The organism is Chitinophaga sp. W3I9 (assembly GCF_050434025.1).
Taxonomy (GTDB): Bacteria; Bacteroidota; Bacteroidia; order Chitinophagales; family Chitinophagaceae; genus Chitinophaga.
Genome location: NZ_JBNPWC010000001.1, coordinates 7,046,040 through 7,063,516 on the forward strand (window position 1 = coordinate 7,046,040; position 17,477 = coordinate 7,063,516).

17 protein-coding genes are annotated in these 17,477 nt (G+C 46.3%); 11 read left to right on the top strand and 6 right to left on the bottom strand.

Annotated features, from left to right (window positions below):
• Positions 1-24 precede the first annotated feature (24 nt).
• The 8 genes from QFZ51_RS28455 (at position 25) to QFZ51_RS28490 (ending at position 9,191) form a co-directional block, all read left to right on the top strand.
• On the top strand, positions 25-2,007 hold the full coding sequence (locus QFZ51_RS28455) for a RagB/SusD family nutrient uptake outer membrane protein (RefSeq protein ID WP_429050795.1): 1,983 nt from the start codon (positions 25-27) through the stop codon (positions 2,005-2,007).
• Between the two features lie 42 nt (positions 2,008-2,049).
• Positions 2,050-3,261 (top strand): DUF5000 domain-containing lipoprotein, encoded by a 1,212-nt coding sequence (locus QFZ51_RS28460; protein ID WP_429050796.1) that lies wholly within the window; start codon positions 2,050-2,052, stop codon positions 3,259-3,261.
• A gap of 29 nt (positions 3,262-3,290) precedes the next feature.
• Positions 3,291-4,496 carry a DUF4998 domain-containing protein gene (locus QFZ51_RS28465; protein ID WP_429050797.1) on the top strand — a complete coding sequence of 402 codons (1,206 nt, stop codon included), beginning with the start codon at positions 3,291-3,293 and terminating at the stop codon, positions 4,494-4,496.
• 303 nt (positions 4,497-4,799) lie between these two features.
• Entirely contained in the window at positions 4,800-5,387 is a 588-nt protein-coding gene (locus QFZ51_RS28470) for an SHOCT domain-containing protein (RefSeq protein ID WP_429050798.1), read from the top strand.
• Between the two features lie 380 nt (positions 5,388-5,767).
• Positions 5,768-7,060 carry a DUF2130 domain-containing protein gene (locus tag QFZ51_RS28475; protein WP_429050799.1) on the top strand — a complete coding sequence of 431 codons (1,293 nt, stop codon included), beginning with the start codon at positions 5,768-5,770 and terminating at the stop codon, positions 7,058-7,060.
• Between the two features lie 10 nt (positions 7,061-7,070).
• Positions 7,071-7,691, top strand: coding sequence for an HAD family hydrolase (locus QFZ51_RS28480; RefSeq protein WP_370908374.1), 621 nt, complete (start codon positions 7,071-7,073; stop codon positions 7,689-7,691).
• Positions 7,692-7,894: 203 nt separating this feature from the next.
• Positions 7,895-8,539 (top strand): DUF4136 domain-containing protein, encoded by a 645-nt coding sequence (locus QFZ51_RS28485; protein WP_429050800.1) that lies wholly within the window; start codon positions 7,895-7,897, stop codon positions 8,537-8,539.
• 31 nt (positions 8,540-8,570) lie between these two features.
• Complete coding sequence (locus QFZ51_RS28490; RefSeq protein ID WP_429050801.1) at positions 8,571-9,191, top strand: outer membrane beta-barrel protein; 621 nt, start codon at positions 8,571-8,573, stop codon at positions 9,189-9,191.
• 78 nt (positions 9,192-9,269) lie between these two features.
• On the opposite strand, the gene QFZ51_RS28495 is transcribed toward QFZ51_RS28490, so the two are convergent.
• A complete protein-coding gene (locus QFZ51_RS28495; protein WP_429050802.1) occupies positions 9,270-10,286 on the bottom strand; it encodes an FAD:protein FMN transferase in 1,017 nt (338 codons plus the stop codon).
• A gap of 45 nt (positions 10,287-10,331) precedes the next feature.
• Positions 10,332-11,510, bottom strand: a complete 1,179-nt coding sequence (locus QFZ51_RS28500; RefSeq protein ID WP_429050803.1) for an acyl-CoA dehydrogenase family protein — start codon at positions 11,508-11,510, stop codon at positions 10,332-10,334.
• Positions 11,511-11,827: 317 nt separating this feature from the next.
• On the opposite strand from QFZ51_RS28500, the gene QFZ51_RS28505 reads away from it, so the two are divergent.
• The gene (locus QFZ51_RS28505) at positions 11,828-12,112 is read left to right on the top strand and encodes a YciI family protein (RefSeq protein WP_370908379.1); all 285 of its coding nucleotides are present in this window, start codon (positions 11,828-11,830) and stop codon (positions 12,110-12,112) included.
• Positions 12,113-12,185: 73 nt separating this feature from the next.
• Here the strand turns inward: QFZ51_RS28505 and pyrF are convergent, their stop codons facing one another.
• The 3 genes from pyrF to QFZ51_RS28520 all read right to left on the bottom strand — a co-directional run bounded on the left by pyrF (position 12,186) and on the right by QFZ51_RS28520 (position 15,017).
• On the bottom strand, positions 12,186-13,007 hold the full coding sequence (pyrF, locus tag QFZ51_RS28510; protein ID WP_429050804.1) for an orotidine-5'-phosphate decarboxylase: 822 nt from the start codon (positions 13,005-13,007) through the stop codon (positions 12,186-12,188).
• A 215-nt stretch (positions 13,008-13,222) separates the two neighbouring features.
• Positions 13,223-13,849 carry an FMN-binding negative transcriptional regulator gene (locus tag QFZ51_RS28515; RefSeq protein WP_429050805.1) on the bottom strand — a complete coding sequence of 209 codons (627 nt, stop codon included), beginning with the start codon at positions 13,847-13,849 and terminating at the stop codon, positions 13,223-13,225.
• A 70-nt stretch (positions 13,850-13,919) separates the two neighbouring features.
• Positions 13,920-15,017 (bottom strand): Mrp/NBP35 family ATP-binding protein, encoded by a 1,098-nt coding sequence (locus QFZ51_RS28520; protein WP_370908382.1) that lies wholly within the window; start codon positions 15,015-15,017, stop codon positions 13,920-13,922.
• Between the two features lie 189 nt (positions 15,018-15,206).
• Here QFZ51_RS28520 and QFZ51_RS28525 point away from each other — a divergent pair, with 189 nt between their 5' ends.
• Together QFZ51_RS28525 and QFZ51_RS28530 are read left to right on the top strand one after the other, a co-directional pair.
• Complete coding sequence (locus QFZ51_RS28525) at positions 15,207-15,812, top strand: carboxypeptidase-like regulatory domain-containing protein (RefSeq protein ID WP_429050806.1); 606 nt, start codon at positions 15,207-15,209, stop codon at positions 15,810-15,812.
• A 58-nt stretch (positions 15,813-15,870) separates the two neighbouring features.
• Positions 15,871-16,755 (top strand): 3-hydroxyacyl-CoA dehydrogenase family protein, encoded by an 885-nt coding sequence (locus tag QFZ51_RS28530; protein WP_429050807.1) that lies wholly within the window; start codon positions 15,871-15,873, stop codon positions 16,753-16,755.
• 97 nt (positions 16,756-16,852) lie between these two features.
• Here QFZ51_RS28530 and QFZ51_RS28535 read toward each other — a convergent pair whose 3' ends face one another.
• Complete coding sequence (locus tag QFZ51_RS28535; RefSeq protein WP_429050808.1) at positions 16,853-17,464, bottom strand: Imm25 family immunity protein; 612 nt, start codon at positions 17,462-17,464, stop codon at positions 16,853-16,855.
• Positions 17,465-17,477: the final 13 nt, after the last annotated feature.

Below are 17,477 nucleotides of genomic sequence, written 5' to 3' on the forward strand. Positions count from 1 at the left end.
CATTCAAATAAAGCATTTAATCATATGAACGATAATAAGTTTAATAGCAACAGCCTGGTAAGCACACCCGCTTACAGTAACACCGGGCATCGTATTGCCGCTTCCATCATCTGCCTGCTTATTATGATCATTTCCGGAATGGCCTGTAAAAAACCTTTCCTGGATGTAGTGCCGGATAATGTAGCCACCATCGATAATGCTTTTACTTCCAAAACGGAAGCAGAAAAATATTTGTTCTCCTGTTATGCATACATTCCTGTAAACTACGATCCTACTTACAACGTAGGGCTTTCGGCCAGTGATGAGGTGTTTGTGCTGGATCCAACCAATGCTATCAGGTCGACCAATGTATTAAGGCTGGATTATGGGGACCAGAATACATCAAATCCTATCGCCAACTACATGACCGGCGACAGGGATGGAGTGAGCTGCTACAAGGCTATCAGGGATTGTAATATTTTCCTGGAGAATGTAAGCGATGTAAGTAAAGTAGTAGATCTCGACATCGACACCAGGAACAGGTGGGTGGCGGAAGTCACCTTCCTGAAAGCCTACTATCATTTTCTTATGTTCAGGGCTTATGGTCCTATACCGCTGATAGACAAAAATTTACCCATCAGCGCTTCTCTTGAGCAGATGTTTGTTAAACGCCAGCCGGTAGATTCGGTAGTAGATTATATCGCTGGTTTGCTCGACGCCGCAGCAGTGAACCTGCCGGTAAGTATCGCCAATGTCTCTTCAGAATTAGGGCGTGTTACAAAGCCCGCCGCATTAAGCTTAAAGGCCAAATTGTTAGTAACTGCCGCCAGCCCGTTATTCAACGGCAACTCCGACTACGGGTCTTTTAAAAATAAAGACGGGGTACAACTTTTTAATACTGTTTTCAACGCCTCAAAATGGCAACGCGCGGCAGACGCCTGTAAAGAAGCAGTAGACCTCTGCACTGCACAAGGCATCCGTTTGTATACTTTCCCCGCGCAAACGATACCGCTGAGCGACACCACTATGACGCAAATGAGCATCCGCAACTCTATGAGCGAACCCTGGAACAGCGAACTGGTATGGGGTTCTACCAGCGGCGTTACCTGGGGTTGCACCTTCCTGCAACGCTGTGGTATAGGGCAGTTTGATTTTGTAAATGCCGTGGCATCAAAAACGGGAGGACATCCCTTACTGGGGCCCACCATCAAGATGGCTAAAATGTTTTACACGCGAAACGGCGTTCCGATCGATGAAGATAAAACACTCGACTTTTCAAATATCGCTGCACTGCGGGTAGGTTCACATGCCGAAAGATTTAACATCAAGGAAGGTGAAACTACTGCCCGTTTAAATTTCGACCGGGAACCAAGATATTATGCCGACCTGGGATTTGACAGAGGCATCTGGTACATGGCCAACAGCCCGTCGAAAAGCGATGAGAATACCTTCTGGCTGATGGCCCGCGGCAGTGAACTGAGCCAATCGTCGCCGGTGCCCATAGCAGGATTTTATATGAAGAAAGTAGTGAACTGGCATATGGACTGGAACACGGTCACCTACCCATCTTATCCCTATCCCGAAATACGCCTGGCAGATCTGTATCTGCTCTACGCGGAAGCGCTGAATGAAGCACAGGGACCTACCGAAGATGTATATGATTATGTTAATAAGATAAGGGCCAGGGCTGGCTTGCAAACCGTGCAAAGCTCATGGACAAGTTACAGCCGGAACCCATCCAAATACACTACTAAAGAAGGAATGCGCTCCATCATCCAACGGGAAAGAGCTATTGAACTTTGTTTTGAAGGACATCGCTACTGGGATCTGCTACGCTGGAAAACTGCTGCACAGGAACTCAGCGGCAATATCACCGGCTGGGTAGTAAGCGGTCAAACGGCAGAACTGTATTACCGCGAAATTTCTTTTCTCTCCAGGCATTTCGTAGCCCCCCGCGATTACCTGTGGCCGATAAAAGAAAGCGACCTGCTGGCGAATCCCAACCTGGTGCAAAATCCTAACTGGTAACCTGCACACCGTGCGGATGTATTAACATTAAATCATTAAGAAGTGAAAACAATAAAACCAGGTACAATCTTATATACAGCCTTTTTCCTGATGCTGATATCAGGTTGTAAAAGAGATGAGCTCAATAAAGCCATTATTACCAATACCAATCCTCCCGGCGTGGTAACTGGAATAACAGTAGCGAACACAAATGGTAAGTCAGTGATCACGTATTCCCTGCCGCCCGATGCAGATCTTTCCTATGTAAAAGCCGTGTATGAAACTTCTCCCGGTCATCCGGCAGAGGTGAAAGCTTCGCACTATGAAAATAACCTGACGGTGGATGGTTTCGGTGATACGCTGGCGCACACTATTAAACTGTATTGCGTAAACTCCAGCGAGATATCCTCCCCGGCCGTAACTGTTACGGTGAATCCCCTGACACCTGCTATTAACCTGGCTTACAGATCTCTGGATATAGAGGCCACGTTCGGCGGATTCAATCTTACCTGTAATAATCCAACGCTGGAAAATTTAGCGATCATTCCCCTGGTGGATACGTCCGGTACCGGAAAATGGGTACAAACATCGGGAATGGACAATGTATACAGCAATGACCCGGTGATCAAAAGCGCAGTGAGGGAACAACCTGCCGTTAAAAGAAATTACGCCTTTGTGGTAAGAGACCGGTGGATGAATTTTTCAGATACCTTGTTTGTATCACTCACCCCATTTTTTGAACAACTGTTACCAAAATCAGATTGGAGCAACTACGTATTGCCAAAAGATGCAGAGATCCTGAATAACGGTGGCAGAACAGATGTACGGTACATCTTCGATGGCGACTTACACCCGGGATGGCCACGTTGCCTGTTTACCGTGGAACAGGCCGGCAGTCCGCAAACAGTAACGCTGGACCTTGGCAAGGCGCACATCTTCAGCCGTATGCAGGTAAATCCCTACAAAGAGGTTGGCGACAACTACTATGTAAGAGGCAATGTGAAAGACTTTGAAATATGGGCTTCCAACGCCCCCAGCCTGAGCGGCGACCTGGATGAAAGCTGGACCAAACTAACTACCTGTCATGTTGTAAAACCATCCGGATCTCCTTATGCCACTGAAACCGCATCGGACCAAACACTGGCTTACAACGGCTGGCAGTTTGATTTTCCTGCAGGACAAACCCCTTACCGCTACATCAGGATAAGGAGCTTGTCGAACTGGCAGGGATCTTACTTTATCAATATCGCGGAGTTTACATTGTGGGGTAACTAGTTATGATCAATCAACGAAATTTAAAACAAATGAAACAGCATCAACTTACAGCTTCCTGTATCATTCTGGCACTGGTGTTAATTATAAGCGCCTGCTCTAAAATGGACGACTACAGGGATAAATATATGACCGGCGGAGCCATCACCTATCCCGGAAAAATGGACTCCGTAGTGGCGTTTTCCGGTAAAAGCAGGGTGATGATTACCGGTCTTTTTACCTCAGATCCCAAGATTGCCAGTTACAAAGTATTCTGGAACAGCCGCCAGGATTCTATTGAAGTAGCCGTTAAAAGAACCGCCGGTGTGGACACCGCAAAGGTAATTATCCCCAATTTGCCGGAAGGACTGATGAACTTCGAGATCCGGACTTACGATGCCGCCGGTCACGTTTCTATCCCGGTAAATACTGCTGCTAACGTATACGGACAGCTATACGAAAGCGCGCTCATTAACCGGGGTATCGCCAATGCGGAAATGCAGCCCGATGGCTCCGCCCTGATCAGCTGGGCAGATGTGAATGCAGATGCCGGCGTGGTGAACATGCGGATAAAGTATGAAGATAACGCCGGTAACCTGCACGATACCGTGATCGTGTCCGGCAGTACCGCCTTCACCACTTCGTTGCCCGCTTTTAAATCAGGCAATGCAATCAGTTACCAAACGGCATACCTGCCCAATACAACGGCGTTTGACACCTTTTATGTCGCCTTCCAGGACCATAGCGTAAAAGCCGATGTAACCGCCCAATACCTTCAGAATACCGGTCCTTTTGCAAGGGCCACCTACGACGGCGGCAGATGGGGCACCCTGGCTGCGCCCTGGATCACCAGCGCCAACGTAATGAACCACTCCGGTTTTGGTGGCTACGCAGCAGATGCCGGCGGTTGCCTGGTAATGGAATCCGGATGGAGCGGAACTGCTAATATCATCAATGGTAAAATTTATCAAACGGTTACTTTACCTGCCGGCAACTATATTTTCCTGGTGAACTACTACACAGAAGCGCTTGACCCGGTATACGTGGTAGCCGCCGCCGGCAATACGCTGCCGGACATCAGTGACCTCTCCACTACAGCAGGATACACCGCATTTACCACCACCAGGTTCGTGAACGGAACCGCACAGTGCCAGTTTACCCTCGCCCAGCCACAAACCGTTTCGTTAGGCTTTCTGGCCACTATGACTTCCGGCAACCAATACTGGCGCGTGCCTTCGGTTAAACTGATAAAAAACTGATCCTTTTTACCTATGCCTAAAAGCCTGTTCCGGTAACGGACAGGCTTTTTTTAAGACTTACTACAGCGGCAATCCACGGCAGGGTTTGTCTTGACCTGATTCGTCCGTAAAAATTACCTGATAAGGATAGTTATATAAAGATTTTTGTAAATTAGGTTTATATACCTATTATTTGTAGCACATGAAAAGTGTAATTCACCCATACTTTACTTCATAACCCCAGGACATAACTTATTGATGCCCGGCCTGTTTTAAAACAAGTGTACAAAACAATACAAAATAATAACCTCTGAAATTAACACCATGAAAAGATTTCTATTTGCATTAGCAGCATTATTCCCCGTAGCGGCTTTCTCCCAGAACGCACCAACAGTAATAGAACCCGGAACAAAACAAATGGCTGCGCAGGCCCTGGTGGAAAAAGGATATACTACTCCTTCCGGATGGACTGTTAAACCGGGCGATGAACTTAAGATAGGAAAGGGATCCATGCCCAATAAAACATTTTCGTTCATTTATCAGTCGCCCGCAGGATTTGCAACAGAAACTTCCGGAGACAATTATAGCAATAAGCGATATGCGGGTACAAATATGGCCGGTAAATCAACAAAGGTAAAATCATTGATTGCTTATGGAAATAAGAAAACAGGGTACACCATTGTTGCAAGGGTTGGCTTTGGAGAGCTGGTTAACTATTGGATCGAAATAGATAATGCCGTTGACGGCGGAGAACTCATTCCACCTGCTGCATATGCCAAAAAAGAGCAGGGTGGTACTTCAACAGGAGGCTCTATTGCCGATGAATTAAAAAAGCTAAAAGAACTTTTAGATTCGGGCGCCCTTACCCAGGAAGAATATAACGCGCAAAAGAAAAAGCTACTGGCACAATAACAACATTGGCTAAATGTATATAAAAAAGCCTGTTCCTTACCGGAACAGGCTTTTTTCGCTATTGGCAATCTCCGCTACAGGCACCCTCCAAAACCGGATAAGCCATAAATAAGCCATAGAAGGGTTCACATATCGGTAATTGCGAATATATCCGGAACACATCCTTAACAATTCCCTAACCCACACTTAACTTCCGTCTAACAATCATTTCCCATCTTGCCGCTGTTACCCCCGCCAGGAAATGCTATCCAATTGAAAAACCCGACTAACGTTGTTTGTTTTAGCCATTATTGATGCAGAAGGAAGGAAGAGCAAGCGCCTTCCTTTTTTTATTCCGGCCACCAAACCCCTATCTTTACGTAATTTTTTACTGAGATACTATGGGAACATCAATTACCTGTCCCAGTTGCAAGCACCAGTTTGTCATGGAGGATGCTTTTGCAGCGGATATAGAAAAAGAAATGCGGGGAAAAATGGAAGATGAATGGCGCCGCCGCCTGAAATCTCTCCAGGAGGAAAAAGATACACTTCTTTCTGAAAGGAATAAGATGGCACTCGAACGCCGGCAGATAGAAACGTTAAAGCAGCAGCAGGAAGAAGAAGTGACCCGCCGCGTACTTGCAGAAAAAAAACAGCTCCAGGAGGCCATGGAGCAGGAACTGCGTAAATCCATCACCGCCGATTTCGGCAGCCAGCTGGCAGCACTAAAGGAAGCCAACCAGGAACAGGAGGAAAAGCTCCGGGAAGCCCGCAAACAGGAGCTGGAATTCCTCCGCAAGGAGCAGGACCTGAAAACCAAAGAACAGGAACTGGAAATTGATCTGCAGAAAAAATTACTGGAAGCCCGGTCGGAACTGGCCGACCAGATACGAAAAGAAGAATCTGAACGTAACTCCCTGAGAGATACAGAACACCAGATGCGCCTTCGTGAACTGGAAAAGCAACTGGAAGACCAACGCAAACTGGCGGAAGAAATGAAACGCCGGGCAGAACAAGGCTCCACGCAACTGCAGGGGGAGGCACAGGAACTGGTACTGGAAGAAATGCTGCGTCTTCATTTCCCGTTTGATGAAATAACATCGGTGGGCAAAGGCATCCGCGGAGCAGATTGTATACAGCTGATCCGCAATCAATACGGACAGGAATGCGGGCGCATCATCTATGAAAGCAAACGCACGAAAGAATTCATCAAAGACTGGGTAGAAAAACTGAAAGCCGACATGCGCAGCCAGGGAGTGGATGTAGCTATCCTTGTTACCCAAACCATGCCGAAAGACATGGAACGGTTTGGCGAAAAAGAAGGCATCTGGATCTGCACCTTCGCAGAAGTGAAAGCGCTGGCTTATGTGCTGAGAGATGGTATCATCAAAATTTCGGGTAAGCTCCGCTCACAGGAAAACAAAGGGGATAAAATGCATATGCTCTACGAATACCTTACCGGTGGCGAATTTGCAGAACAATGGAAGGCTATCCGGGAAGGGTTTATGTCTATGAAATTATCCATCCAACGCGAGCGCGATGCCATGGAAAAACTCTGGAAAGCACGCGAAAAACAACTCGAAAAAGTATTGCTCAACGCAGCGCATATCAAAGGCTCTATTGAAGGCATTGCCGGCAGCGACTCGGTAGACCTGCAGCTACTTGAAGATGCAGCCGATGAACTTCCTGAATAAATACTAACCTATGCAACACAAAAAGATCAACACAATTATATTTGACCTTGGAGCTGTATTGATCGACTGGAATCCCCGTCATTTGTACCGTAAAATTTTTTCTTCAGAAGAAGAAATGGAAACCTTCCTCCGCGATGTATGCAGCTCCGACTGGAACGAAACACAGGACGAAGGCAGAACCCTCGCGGAAGGCACTGAGCTGTTGGTGAAAACCTTTCCGCACCATGAAGAAAACATCCGCGCCTATTACGGCAGATGGAGTGAAATGCTTGGCGGGGAAATTGAAGGCACAAAAAATATATTGCATCAACTGAAGGAAAGCGGACAATACAAATTATACGCGCTCACCAACTGGTCGGATGAAACTTTTCCCATTGCCTGGGCCATGTATCCGTCCCTCCACTGGTTCGACGGTATCGTAGTGTCTGGCAAAGAAAAAATGCGCAAACCCGACCACGCCTTCTTCCAGCTGCTGCTGGACCGCTATAACGCAGATGCATATACGTCATTGTTTATCGATGATAATTTACGTAATGTAAAAGCTGCGCGTGAGTTTGGTATAGATACCATCCTGTTCGAAAATCCCGAACAGTTAAAAACAGCATTAGAAAACAGATCTATATTAATTTAATCCACTACATTACTTATTGTATTTGTTAACCCCTCGTCCACTTTAAGATTTCATTAACACTCCACAGATAAACTTTCTGTAACAATCAACCATCTAATCCGTTCAAGAAGCATACACGGAAACCGGAATGTCAGGATACCAATCTGCTTGGTTCATGACCGTTAGCCTGTATATTTTATTTTTTTAAATTAATACGCTAGGACATGAAAAGAACTTTGTTTTTATTCAGTGCCGCTGCCGCGTTGGTAGCGATGGTTTCATTCAGTAGCTGCCGTAAAGATCCCCTGAAAGATATGACTAATGAAGAGTCGAGGATCTACATCACTAACCACGACAGCACCGCTAATTTCACCTCTTATTCCACTTTTAGCATAGTAGATTCAGTGGCCGTGCTGACACGTAGCAGCGATTCAGCTAAAAAAGAGCTGACCGACTACGACAAAAAACTGATTGCCTCCGTAAGCACTGCTATGCAGCAACGGGGTTACACCCTTGTGAGCAAAGCCGCCAAACCTGATCTGGCTGTCAACCTCACACGTATCGACAACTCCTATACCAACATCTCCTGGAACCCGGGATGGTGGGGCGGCGGCGGCTACTGGGATCCTGGTTACTGGGGATATCCGGGTGGCGGCTGGTACTGGCCTTCCTATTACACGGTTTACCAGGTGAACGAAAGACAGGTAGCCATCGATGTGTTTGACCTCAAAAACCCCAAGAACAATAAGCTGACAGCTGTATGGAATTCATTATGGCGAGGCTCAGGCGTATGGAGTATCGGTAACATCGATTCAATGGTGCAGGCATCTTTTGCCCAATCACCTTACCTGAGTAAAACCGCTAATTAATGTTGATTGAGAACTTTTAAACTGACAGGAAATGAAAAAGATAAGAAACTGGATATTGATTTTTGCCGGATGTTTTGCTGCCCAGGCAGTATCCGCACAGGTTCGTCCGCCTTTATCCGTAGATGTGAATTATTCCATTGCACAGCCCCTTGGCTCATTAAAGGATTATTCCGATAAAACCAGCTTCCGTGGCTGGAGTGCAGGGCTCCAATATCAATTGAACAACCAGTGGTCCGTAGGAATACGTTCCGGGTTCCAGGACTTTTACGAACGGCTTCCGCGTGCAGTATATCCCGATAAACAAGGCGATGTATCTGCTGTTCAGTCACGCACATTGCAGGTAATCCCGATCCAGGCAACGGTGAGTTATGCATTCACAAAACCTGCTGCAGCCGTTATTCCATATGCTACCGTAGGTGTAGGTACCGCTAATATGAATTATGAAAAATACTGGGGTGAATTTGTAGAGAAAGATAACAGCTGGCAATTCCTCGTGAGCCCGGAAATAGGCATCAATGTGCCTTTTGGCAAGGCTTCACCGTTGATGTTCAATGCCAATGTACGGTATAACTACGCGCCTTATAAGTATGGCGATATCACTAATTACAATACCGTTCAGGGAAATATTGGATTGAAGTTCTCATTGAACTAAATCCTTTTGAGTCCATATTCTAGGAAGAAAGTGTGAGTGTGAGTCCCGTCCGTGAACCAGCGAACGGGACATTTTTTTTCAGAACTCCATATACGCCTTAAAGCCTTTACTAAAGGCTTCCTTAATGGCGCCATCTGTGCCTTTATAAATATAAATAGCTTCCAGTCCATACTCCGGATGCTGTGCAATATAGGCGAGCCCCTTTTCCACACCCATCAGGATAAGCGGGTTATCAAAAGCATCGGCAGTAAAACAATCCTTTGCAATCACCGTTACGCTGATAATATTATTATGCAGCGCTATCCCTGTTCCCGGATGGATTGTATGCGCAAAACGTGTACGCCCCTGGTCAAAAAAGCGGCGGTAATTCCCGCTGGTAGCGATGCCTTTACCAGGAAGCCGTACCAGCCCCTGTACCGGCTCATAGGTAGTATCGCCGGGCGATGGCCTTTCTATCCCTACACTCCATACTTTATGCTGATGGTTATGCCCTTTTGCACACAACTCCCCTCCTACATCCACCAGGTAATTATCGATTCCCTGTTGCGATAAAAAATGCCCGATCACATCTACCGTATATCCCTGGGCAATACCATTGCAATCGATCTGCACGCCTTTCTTTGCAGCATACAGCTGGTTGCCTTTTACACGGAGATAACGGTAACCAATATACGACATAGCGGCCTTGATACTGTCCGGTGGCGGCACGCCTTTAAAAGAAGGTTTGGTAACGCCAAATCCCCAGAGGTATACCAGCGGCTTTACCGTAATATCAAAGAGGCCATTGGTGGCTTTACTCGTAAACAAGGCTTTCCGGATAACCGCTTTCATGTGCTCATCCATCGTGATATGGCCGGTTTCATTAAACCGGTTGATGGCTGATCCGGGTTTATACAGGGACAACGACTGATCGATTACTCCAAATAAAGAATCAATGCGTTTATCCATTGACGTAGTATCGGCCGATAAATATTTCACGAGATAATAAGTGCCCTGTGCTTTCCCTTCGCAGGTGATCAGCTTCAGGGCAGGCGCCTGCTGCGCCCGGGTGTTGGCAGACCACCCGAGAATGGCCAGAAAAAAAAATCGTTTCATGTACAGCTGTTGGCAGTGAGTATAAGCGGCTAAACACTTATACTGCTATTTAAATGCGTCTAACCCGGTAACATCCATACCGGTAATGAGTAAATGTATTTCGTGTGTTCCTTCGTAAGTCATTACGCTTTCCAGGTTCATCATATGCCGCATTACCGGGAATTCGCCGGTAATGCCCATTCCGCCGAGAATACTGCGGGCGTTGCGGGCAATATTGGCAGCCACTTCACAGGAATTGCGCTTGGCCATTGAAATCTGGGCAGCCGTGGCTTTCCCTTCATTTTTTAATACGCCAAGCCGCCAGTTGAGCAACTGCGCTTTGGTGATTTCAGTGATCATCTCCGCCAGTTTCTTCTGCGTAAGCTGAAATCCGCCTATAGGGCGATCAAACTGGATCCGTTCTTTCGCGTATCTGAGGGCCGTATCGTAGCAATCCATCGCCGCGCCCATCACTCCCCAGGCAATACCATAACGCGCAGAAGAAAGGCAGGTTAACGGGCCTTTTAACCCGCGGGCTTCCGGCAAAATATTTTCTTTAGGTACTTTTACATTATCAAATACCAGTTCCCCTGTAGCACTGGCCCGCAAACTCCACTTCCCTTTTGTTTCCGGCGTGGTAAAACCTTCCATTCCTCGCTCCACAATGATACCACGGATCACACTACCTTCATCCTTCGCCCACACTACAGCGATATCCGCAAATGGCGCATTGGAGATCCACATTTTTGCGCCGTTCAGGATCACATGATCTCCTTCTTCCCGGAAATTGGTAAGCATTCCGGCGGGGTTGGAGCCGTGGTCCGGTTCAGTAAGGCCAAAACAGCCCATCATTTCTCCCGTAGCCAGTTTATGCAGGTATTTCTTTTTCTGTGCTTCGCTGCCAAAAGTATAGATCGGGAACATCACCAGCGAACCCTGTACCGAAGCAGTAGACCGTATGCCGCTGTCGCCCCGCTCCAGTTCCTGCATCATCAGTCCGTAAGCGATATGATCCATTCCGCCACCTCCGTATTCCACCGGGATGGTAGGGCCGAAGCAACCCAGTTCTCCGAGTCCTGCTAAAATCTGTGATGGGAAAGCGGCGCGCTGGCAGTAGTCTTCAATAATGGGGGATACTTCTTTCTTTACCCATTGGCGTACGGCGTCGCGGATCAAAAGGTGTTCTTCTTTCAGCAAATCATCAATGGCAAAATAATCAGGCGACTGAAACAGATCTTGTTGCATTAACTACGGGTTTAATACCCAATATAAGAAATTACCTGTTAGGAACCACGTCCACGGGGAGATTTCAGCCATGGAACCTATATTTTTTTCCTGCAAAATACCTGCACAACAATCACGTTTTTTCATGACAAGTTTGTACCTTTCCATCAAATTCGACAACTATGGCAAGCAAAGTTATACCTGCGCTTTTGCTATTGGGATTTTTAGTCATTGTGATGTTATCATTTCACCCCACACCATTACAATCTGTTGCACTAAGCAAAGTGCTCCCCCCAAAAGTCAAATCAGGCGCACTACCTGAATTAAAAAGGTATTGGATGGTTCTGCTAAAGAAAGGTCCGGTCCGGAACCAGGATACTGCCCTTGCGGCAAAAATCCAACAGGCTCACATGGACAATATCAATAAAATGGCAACTGCCGGCAAATTGCTGGTAGCGGGTCCTTTTGAAAATGATGAAGAACTGCGTGGTATTTTAATTATGGATTGTAAAGACAGCCTGGAGGTAGTGTCGCTGGTGAACAAGGATGCTGCTGTAATAGCGGGCCGGCTGAATTTCGAGGTAAAGCCGTGGTGGACCGTAAAGAACTGTATTTTCAAGTAAAAGATCAGGGAGATGCCGGTACCTGGCGCCTGCTGCAAACCGCAGCTGCCAGGTACCGGTATTAAAAAGTTATTTACACGGTAGCTACAATCTTGTTGAGATACCCGGCCATTTCCACCTGGTATTGTTTTGCTATGCGACGGGCGTCTGTAGCAAAATCGTCTCCATTACCTGCATAAATGATAGCGCGACTGGCGTTTACCAGCAGTCCGCAATCCTTATTCATGGCTTGTGTGGAAATTTCCTCGAGGCTTCCGCCCTGAGCGCCCACACCTGGTACCAGGAAGAAATGGTCAGGTACCAGTTTACGGATATATCCCAGCTGTGAAGACTGGGTAGCCCCGATCACGAACATGAGGTTGTCCGGAGTGCCCCATTCCATGCCGGCTTTCAGCACTTTTTCAAAAAGGAACTCATCTCCGATCTGTTGCATCTGGAAATCCTGGCTGCCTTCATTGGAGGTTAATCCCAGCAGGATCGCCCATTTTTCAGAGAACTGGAGAAAAGGCGTTACACTGTCTTTACCCATGTACGGCGCAACAGTCACTGAATCGAACTTATAGGTTTCGAAAAATGTTTTGGCGTACTGGGTGGAAGTATTGCCGATATCACCACGTTTGGCGTCTGCAATAGTAAATATCCCGTCCGGGATATACTCAATGGTCCGTTGTAAACTTTCCCAGCCGCGCATGCCCATACTTTCGTAAAAGGCCGTATTAATTTTATACGCCACACAAAGATCTTTGGTAGCGTCAATAATCGCCTTGTTAAAGGCAAACACCGGATCTGCATGAGAAAGCAGGTGTTTTGGAATCTTTTGAATGTCCGTATCCAGTCCTACGCACAGGTAAGACTGCTTTTCCTTAATCAGATTCACCAATTCCTGTCGATTCATAGTCGGTTAATTTGGGGCGCAAAGTTAAGAAAAACTTAAGCATTGACGCTTCTTTAAACATATTATGATTACCTGTAATTGAAAAACAACGCTATTTATTCACTGTGGTAGTTGTGGTTTACCGACAATGTTGGATATTTTTTTAACGCGGAAGATTAAAATAAAGATATTCCTTTTTGGGATTACGACCATCAACAAAAATAAAATGTTTCCGTCTATTTTTGGGTTGACCGGCGGGCTTCCATTTCTGCAGCCACACGTAATGAATTTTCATCGCCCAATGCCCGCAGATGAGCGATTACGCTGAAATAATCCGCATCTTTTTTATTCTGGCTGAGCTTATAATTGGCATTTACCTCGCGGATGCTCATTTCAAATCCCACAATAGCTTTTACATTGTTGCTGAGTGTTTTATCATCAATATCGCTGATATGCACCGGGCAGGCAGATGCCGCCTCGTAGTGATCCACCAGCGCGCCCAGCGCCTGTACTACTTCTGCTTCTTCCTGGATACGAATGGTACCGTGAATATGCACGGCCATGTAATTCCAGGTAGGTATCTTTTCCTTTTCATACCACGAGGAAGAAATATACGCATGATGTCCTGAAAACACCGCCAGCGTTTCATTTTTCTCAAACCATTCCCACTGGGGATTGATCCGTGCGATATGTCCGTGTAAAACAAATTCTCCCGGTGTTTTTTCCACCAAGGTCATGGGAATATGCGTAGCATGCGGGGTTCCGGCATTATCTGTATTGATCAGCAATCCAAAACCATTCTCCCTGATAAAATTGGCAATAGTATCCCAGTTGGTTTCCCGGGTGAGTTTTGGTGTATACATACGGAGTTGTTAGAGAAAAAAATTACGGATCACAGATATTCCTATCTGTAATCCGTAACGGATGATTCTTTTATACAATAATTTCTACAATCCTGGTAGGAGCAACATTGGCGTTGCGCATAGCGATGCTGCGTGCAGCTGCACCGGCAACATCCAGGAAAGCCTTGCGGGTTATTTTATCGTCGCCGGCCATAGCGGGCACACCGGCATCACCGCCTTCGCGGATGCTTTGTACCAGCGGAATCTGGCCAAGGAACGGAATATCCATTTCTTCTGCCAGTTGTTTTCCACCTTCTTTTCCAAAAATGTAATATTTATTTTCCGGCAGTTCAGCAGGGGTGAAATAGGCCATATTTTCCACTAATCCGAGAATTGGCACATTAATCTGCTGTCCCATGAACATGGAAATGCCTTTTTTGGCATCTGCCAGGGCTACATCCTGCGGCGTGGTTACAATCACAGCGCCGGTAACAGGCACTGTTTGTACCAGGGTGAGGTGAATATCACCGGTGCCGGGCGGCATATCGATAATGAGGTAATCCAGTTCATCCCAGTATACATCCGTAATAAATTGCTTCAAAGCACTGCTGGCCATAGGTCCGCGCCATACCACCGCCTGTCTTTCATCTATCAGCAAACCGATGGACATCACCTTGATACCAAACTTTTCAATCGGCTGGATCATGCCTTTGCCATCTACATTCACCATCAGGGGTCTTTCGCCGCGTAATCCGAACATAATGGGAACGGAAGGACCATAGATGTCCGCATCCATCAGCCCTACTTTGGCGCCATCACGACCCAAAGCCAGCGCCAGGTTGGCTGCCACAGTGGATTTACCCACTCCTCCTTTTCCGGAGGCCACCACAATGATATTTTTTACATTAGACAGGACACCCTGCCCGTTTGCTCTTTTGGTATTTACATTGGCCGTCATGACAACTTCCACTTCGGCATCCTTGCTTACCAGCATGTGAATAGCGTTCACACAGGCATTGCGGATCAGGTCCTTTAACGGACAGGCGGGCGTGGTAAGAATGACCGTAAATTTCACTTTATTGCCATCAATCTCTATATCTTTTACCATGTTCAGCGTAACGAGATCCTTGCCCAGATCCGGCTCTTCTACGTTGCTCAGGGCCTTTAAAACCTGCTCTTTCGTGATCATAAATTGTTGTTAATTTTGAATCCAGACAGCAAAGTTAACCCAATTGGGATTTAATTTACAATTTCTCTGAGCAGGTGATCAACTGCATGGAAACACGTAATTAAATTTTTATATCTTAGGGCCGGCATGCATCAGAAAAGATCCTACATACTGTCACTCATAATTGTTTTCGTTTTATCTCCTTTCCTTTTGAAAGCTCAGATCGCGGAATTCAGAGACAGCGTTATACAAATTTCGGGTATTACCATGACGGCAGACAGCCTGCGGGCCATCCCCGCGGTGAGCATCCTGGTAAAGGGGCAAAACAGGGGTACTATCTCCAACAGATCCGGTATATTCTCTATCGTTGTATTCAAAGGCGATACCCTGTCGTTCACCGCAGTAGGTTTCAAGCATAAAAATTACCGCATACCTCCGGATATCAAAGGCAATAGCTTTTCCCTGATACAGCTGATGGTGGAAGATACCACCTATCTCCCTGTAACTATTATCAAACCTTATCTTTCCAGGGAAGAATTTGAAAGGGCCTTTGCCAATATGGACATTCCCGATGATGCCTATGAGGTAGCACGAAAAAATACCAGTAATGCCAGGCTTCGCGCCATGGCCCGTTATACACCTATGGACGGCACGGAAGGCACCAGTCAATACCTCAAGAAACAGGCGCAAAGCCTTTATTATGCCGGTCAGCCACCTCCGCAAAATATCTTTAATCCACTGGCATGGGCCCAGTTTATCCAGGCCTGGAAACAGGGCGACTTTAAAAGGAAAGACGATAGTTATGGCAGTTACTAACTGTAACGCGTAATACCTTAAATTAGCGCCTTATTCAATTCCGACAAATCACTACACCATGCAAAAAATTGCGGTTATAGGCGCTGGTACTATGGGAAATGGTATTGCGCATGTATTTGCCCAACACGGCTACGCCGTAAACCTGATAGATGTTTCGGCCCCCGCACTGGATAAGGCGCTGCAAACCATTACCAAAAACCTGGACCGCCAGGTGGCAAAAGGCACTATTACCGAAGCCGTAAAAACGGATACCCTCCGTAATATTTCCCTGCAAACCGACCTGGCAACCGGCGTAAAAGAAGTATCCCTGGTAGTGGAAGCCGCTACAGAAAATATTGCTCTGAAACTGAAAATATTCCAGGACCTCGACCTCCATGCTCCTGCTGACGCCATTCTCGCTACCAACACCTCTTCTATCTCTATTACAAAAATTGCGGCAGTTACCAAACGCCCGGCAAAAGTAATAGGCATGCACTTCATGAATCCCGTACCGGTGATGAAACTGGTCGAAATCATCAATGGCTATGCAACTGATAAAGAAGTAACCAACACGATCGTGGCACTTTCCGAAAAACTGGGAAAAGTTCCCTGCGTAGTAAATGATTATCCCGGCTTTATCGCCAACCGCATCCTGATGCCCATGATCAACGAAGCTATCTGCTCTCTCTTTGAAGGCGTAGCCGGTGTAGCTGAAATTGATACGGTCATGAAACTGGGTATGGCGCATCCGATGGGACCACTGCAGCTGGCCGACTTCATCGGGCTGGATGTTTGCCTCTCTATCCTGCAGGTGCTGCACGACGGCTTTGGCAATCCTAAATATGCACCCTGCCCGCTGCTGGTGAACATGGTGACAGCGGGTTATCTTGGTGTTAAAAGCGGTGAAGGATTTTATAAATATACGCCCGGTAGTAAAGACCTTGTTGTAAGCGGGCGGTTTTAATCAGAAGGCCTTTAGCGATTGACTTTGTCAATTGCTAAAGGCCTTGTATAATGAGATTATATAAAAGGTTGAAATTTATCAGCTATCATACTGCATGCTACAGAGAATAAATGTAGCATAACTCCCAAATGCTGTCTTTAGTAGCCTTCAGTCCAAATTTATCAAAGAATGCTTTCATCTCACCTTCCAGATTTGAAAACTCTTTTTCAATCACTGCTTCACATTTCGTTTTGCTCTTCAGCACTTTTACATCATTGTTTGTTACGGCTAAAATCTTCCTGAAAAAAGGTAACAGATAAGCGGTATATACCTCATGTCTTCTGTTATTGACAGACGGATCTGCCAACTCTTTTTTTGAGGTAGCCAATAATGACGTTAAAGCTCCTTCTTCGATCAGGCGGATGATCTTCTTTTCACAATTCCGGAAAAAATTCTCATCAAGGACTTGGGTGTAGCCAATATCCACCTTAATGTGAGCCGAAAGGCTACTAAGCCCATCATCAGGCCTGTCAATAGGTCCAACCCACAAAGTGGTTTGCAGGGAACCATCCTCCTTATACACCCTGGCGATGACATAACAATAGAAAATATCTTCGATATGCTTGCTCAATGCCACCAAATGGGAATACCATAATTTCTTCGGCTGTTTAAAATCAAATTGCTTAATCAGATCTTCAAATTCATTGACTACGCTAAAAAATTCAGACATACTATATCTCTTA

Coding starts and splice junctions, on each gene's coding strand:
- QFZ51_RS28455 (WP_429050795.1), top strand. CDS start 25: ATGAACGATAATAAGTTTAATAGCAACAGCCTGGTAAGCACACCCGCT.
- QFZ51_RS28465 (WP_429050797.1), top strand. CDS start 3,291: ATGAAACAGCATCAACTTACAGCTTCCTGTATCATTCTGGCACTGGTG.
- QFZ51_RS28470 (WP_429050798.1), top strand. CDS start 4,800: ATGAAAAGATTTCTATTTGCATTAGCAGCATTATTCCCCGTAGCGGCT.
- QFZ51_RS28475 (WP_429050799.1), top strand. CDS start 5,768: ATGGGAACATCAATTACCTGTCCCAGTTGCAAGCACCAGTTTGTCATG.
- QFZ51_RS28480 (WP_370908374.1), top strand. CDS start 7,071: ATGCAACACAAAAAGATCAACACAATTATATTTGACCTTGGAGCTGTA.
- QFZ51_RS28485 (WP_429050800.1), top strand. CDS start 7,895: ATGAAAAGAACTTTGTTTTTATTCAGTGCCGCTGCCGCGTTGGTAGCG.
- QFZ51_RS28490 (WP_429050801.1), top strand. CDS start 8,571: ATGAAAAAGATAAGAAACTGGATATTGATTTTTGCCGGATGTTTTGCT.
- QFZ51_RS28495 (WP_429050802.1), bottom strand. CDS start 10,286: ATGAAACGATTTTTTTTTCTGGCCATTCTCGGGTGGTCTGCCAACACC.
- QFZ51_RS28500 (WP_429050803.1), bottom strand. CDS start 11,510: ATGCAACAAGATCTGTTTCAGTCGCCTGATTATTTTGCCATTGATGAT.
- QFZ51_RS28505 (WP_370908379.1), top strand. CDS start 11,828: ATGGTTCTGCTAAAGAAAGGTCCGGTCCGGAACCAGGATACTGCCCTT.
- pyrF (WP_429050804.1), bottom strand. CDS start 13,007: ATGAATCGACAGGAATTGGTGAATCTGATTAAGGAAAAGCAGTCTTAC.
- QFZ51_RS28515 (WP_429050805.1), bottom strand. CDS start 13,849: ATGTATACACCAAAACTCACCCGGGAAACCAACTGGGATACTATTGCC.
- QFZ51_RS28520 (WP_370908382.1), bottom strand. CDS start 15,017: ATGATCACGAAAGAGCAGGTTTTAAAGGCCCTGAGCAACGTAGAAGAG.
- QFZ51_RS28530 (WP_429050807.1), top strand. CDS start 15,871: ATGCAAAAAATTGCGGTTATAGGCGCTGGTACTATGGGAAATGGTATT.
- QFZ51_RS28535 (WP_429050808.1), bottom strand. CDS start 17,464: ATGTCTGAATTTTTTAGCGTAGTCAATGAATTTGAAGATCTGATTAAG.